This window comes from Tunicatimonas sp. (genome assembly GCF_049647865.1).
In the GTDB taxonomy this organism is placed as follows: domain Bacteria; phylum Bacteroidota; class Bacteroidia; order Cytophagales; family Cyclobacteriaceae; genus Tunicatimonas.
Genome location: NZ_JBARYM010000738.1, coordinates 1 through 3,807, shown reverse-complemented (window position 1 = coordinate 3,807; position 3,807 = coordinate 1). Strand labels below are relative to the sequence as shown.

Here is a 3,807-nt window from a genome sequence, read left to right as displayed (position 1 = left end):
TATCTGGGGAAAACGGTGCAGGTTATCCCCCACATTACGGATGAGATTAAAGAGCATGTCTTCAAATTAGGTCAAACCGGAGATTATGATATTGTGATTACTGAGATTGGTGGCTGTGTAGGCGATATTGAGTCGTTGCCATTTGTGGAAGCCGTACGCCAAGCTCGCTGGGAGTTAGGCTCCAGTAACTTTGTAGTAATCCATCTAACGCTGGTCCCCTACTTAGAAAAAGCCAAAGAATTAAAAACGAAGCCGACTCAACACTCGGTGCAACGGTTGTCAGAAGCCGGAGTGCAACCCGACATTCTGGTGTGTCGGGCATCGCAACATTTACCGACCGATATTCGGCGCAAAATAGCCCGGTTCTGCAACGTAGACCTTAGTTCGGTTATTGAAGCCATTGATGCTGACTCTATTTATGATGTCCCCATCTACATGCTAAAAGAAAAGTTGGATGAACAAGTGCTGAATAAATTAAGGCTACCTAACCATAAGGCACCCGATATTTTACAGTGGAAAGAGTTTTTGGGTCGCCTAAAAAATCCAATCAACGAAATAACGGTAGGCATTGTAGGAAAATACGTAGAACTACCCGATGCCTACAAATCAATTGCCGAAGCGTTTGTTCACGCCGGGGCTGAAAATGAGTGTAAGGTGAGCATTCGGTGGATTCCTTCTGAAAGTATTACCATAGAAAATATAGCCGAAGTGTTAGGTAATTTACACGGAGTGCTGGTAGCCCCCGGCTTTGGGGTGCGCGGAATTCCGGGAAAGTTGCTGACTGCACGCTTCGCCCGAGAAAAGAAAATTCCATTTTTTGGTATTTGTTTGGGAATGCAGTGTGCAGTAGTGGAATTCGCCCAAAATGTAGTTGGGTTAGCAAAAGCCAACTCTACGGAGTTTGACTCAAAAACGCCGGAACCAGTCATTGCTTTAATGGAAGAGCAAAAACACGTGGAAAATAAAGGTGGCACTATGCGACTAGGAGCTTACTCTTGCGAATTGAAGAAAGGCTCGTTAGCCTACGAAGCTTACGGTAAAGTAAAATCGGTTCAGGAGCGCCACCGCCACCGCTACGAGTATAATAGCCACTATCTAGAGGAATTCTCGAAGCATGGTATGGTAGCTTCAGGAATTAACCCGGATAGTAAATTGGTAGAAATTATGGAAATTAAGGATCATCCCTGGTTTTTAGGAACCCAGTTTCATCCTGAGCTGCGCAGTACAGTGCAAGAACCTCATCCGCTATTCGTTCAGTTTGTTAAAGCTACGATCCGAGAGAAAAACCAAGTGAAAGAACCAGTAGAAAAGTAAACACAAATTAATTTACCTTTTACACTCATATTTCGAACTTTGGTTCGTCATTTAAGTGTATCAACGTATTGGCATTTTTGACGCTCACTGCATATGGATAAGAATCAAGCGATTGGATTCGCTCTACTCGCGTTACTACTCATTGTATATTTTCAGTTTTTTGCCCCAGAACCGATTCCGACTACTGAGCCTCAAGCTCTTCAAGAGGAATCCGCTGTTCCTAACTCTCAGTCAGCGCAAGAAAGTCAGCAGCCCACGACTACCCTTGACTCACTGCCCGATTCTTTACAAAATGAGGCTACCCGGCAGCGGTTTGGCGTATTTGCGGCAGCAGCCAGCGGTGAAGAGAGATCGTTCACGCTGGAAAATGAAGATATGCGGGTTCGTTTTTCTACCCAGGGAGGGCGTCCGGTATTTGTGCAAATGAAGAATTACGAGGCCTACGGGGGCGGTGCCGTCGATCTACTCACACCGGAAACCAGCGAAATACGATTGGTAGCTCCCACCGCCCAAGGTGAAATTGACCTCTACGAACTATTTTATTCATCATCCTCTAATGACCAGCAAATAACGGCGGATGATACCACTACTGTAGAATTTGTGGCGAACTTAGAGGAAGGGCGAAAAATACGGCAGACCTATCGCGTAGCTGGGCAAGGCTACGAGATATTCTATAATATTAGCTTAGAAAATGCTAGTGGAATCATTCAAGATGAGACACTTACCTTTATTTGGAACGATGAGCTACAAGTAGTAGAAAAAGACGGGAAAGAAAGCCGCACCCGCGGGTCGGTAAAATACTACACTGATGAACTCGATGACCTAACATTACTCCAAACCCCGGGTGAAACCGAGACCGAGTTGATTGAAGAACCAGTAGTATGGCTAGCTATGAAACAGCGATTCTTTTCTTCCGGTATCATTGCCGATCAAAGTTTTCCCAAAGCACTTATTACGTTAGAAGCTCCGCCTGAAGCTTCTGATATTGTACAGACCATTGGGCTGCAGGTACCCACTCCGCTTAATAACGGCAGCTTTTCTTTCAAGTACTACTTCGGGCCCAACGATCAGCGTATTATGGAAACCGTGGCGGTTGACTTTGAAGATAATATAGATTGGGGCTATTTCATTGTAAAACCGATTAGCAAGTATGTTATCTCGCCATTGTTTCATTTTTTAGAGCGCTTTTCTAGTAACTACGGACTCATTATCGTTATCGTGGTATTGATTCTTAAGACGGCTCTCTTCCCACTCACGTACAAGTCTTACATTTCAATGGGTAAGATGAAAGTATTGAAACCTGAGTTAGACGAGCTAAAAGAAAAGCACGGCGATGATATGGCGGCAATGCAGAAAGAGCAGATGCAACTGTATCAGAAAGTAGGAGTCAACCCTATTAGCGGATGTATTCCGATGGTACTGCAAATGCCTATTTTGCTTTCGATGTTCTTCTTCTTTCCTAATTCTATTGAGTTACGGCAAGAGCCTTTCTTGTGGACTGACGACTTATCTACCTACGATGCCATTGTGAGTTGGAACGCCAATATTCCTTTAGTAAGCGATTTTTATGGTAATCATATTAGCTTGTTTGTTTTGTTAATGACACTATCGCAGTTATTATACACTTGGTCAAACAGTCAGGTTACGAGCGTTCAGGGTCCTATGAAGTCACTACAGTACGCTATGCCGGTAATGTTCATGTTTATTTTGAATTCATTTCCGGCGGCACTTAGCTTTTACTATCTGGTTTCCAACCTTGTTACCTTTGGGCAGCAAGCAATTATCCGACGTTTTGTAGATGATGACAAGATTCGGCAGAAGTTGGAAGAGAATAAAAAGAAAAACCGTAACAAGAAAAAGTCAAAGTTTCAGATGAAGTTGGAAGATGCGATGAAAGCTACCGAAGAAAACAAAAAGAACAAGTCCGGTAATCGTGGGGCGGCCCCCCGCAAGCGCTAAATCAGTATGAACGTTACTGAGGTGAAAGCTCGCAGAAAGAAAAAATTAGGAAGTTACCCCTACGTTAGTGTAGTGTTTAGCATTACGCTTGCCCTTTTTGTTATTGGGCTATTTGGCCTACTTCTGCTCTATGCAAAAAAGCTTACCCAAGTCATCCAAGAGAATGTTGAAATTCAGGTATTTCTAAATCAGTCTATTTCTCCCAGTGATCGACTCAAGATTCAGAAGACTTTGGCCAGTAAAGAATATATTGAACCGCAGGAAGGACAAGAAACCGTTGTTTTTATATCCAAAGAAGATGCCGCCAAAGTGTTTATTGAAGAAACCGGAGAAGATTTTCAGCAGTTTCTGGGCGATAATCCACTGCGCGATGCTTTTGTTATTCACGTAAAGCCTGAATATTACGCTCCCAGTGAGCTAAGTAAAATTAAGCTCGATATTGAACGCTTGCGCGGAGTCTTTGAAGTTGCCTACGTAGAAAGCCTAATCGATGCCATTAACCAAAATGTCACTAAAATAAGCGTAGTACTCATC

The 3,807-nt window shown here is 43.4% G+C and carries 3 protein-coding genes; all 3 read left to right on the top strand.

Annotated features, from left to right (window positions below; all coding sequences use genetic code 11):
* The coding region (locus WBA23_RS21520; RefSeq protein ID WP_424584341.1) for a CTP synthase at positions 1-1,314 on the top strand (1,314 nt) is incomplete at its 5' end.
* A gap of 93 nt (positions 1,315-1,407) precedes the next feature.
* Entirely contained in the window at positions 1,408-3,273 is a 1,866-nt protein-coding gene (gene yidC / locus WBA23_RS21515; RefSeq protein WP_424584340.1) for a membrane protein insertase YidC, read from the top strand.
* Positions 3,274-3,279: 6 nt separating this feature from the next.
* On the top strand, positions 3,280-3,807 hold a 528-nt coding region (locus WBA23_RS21510; RefSeq protein ID WP_424584339.1), incomplete at its 3' end, for a cell division protein FtsX.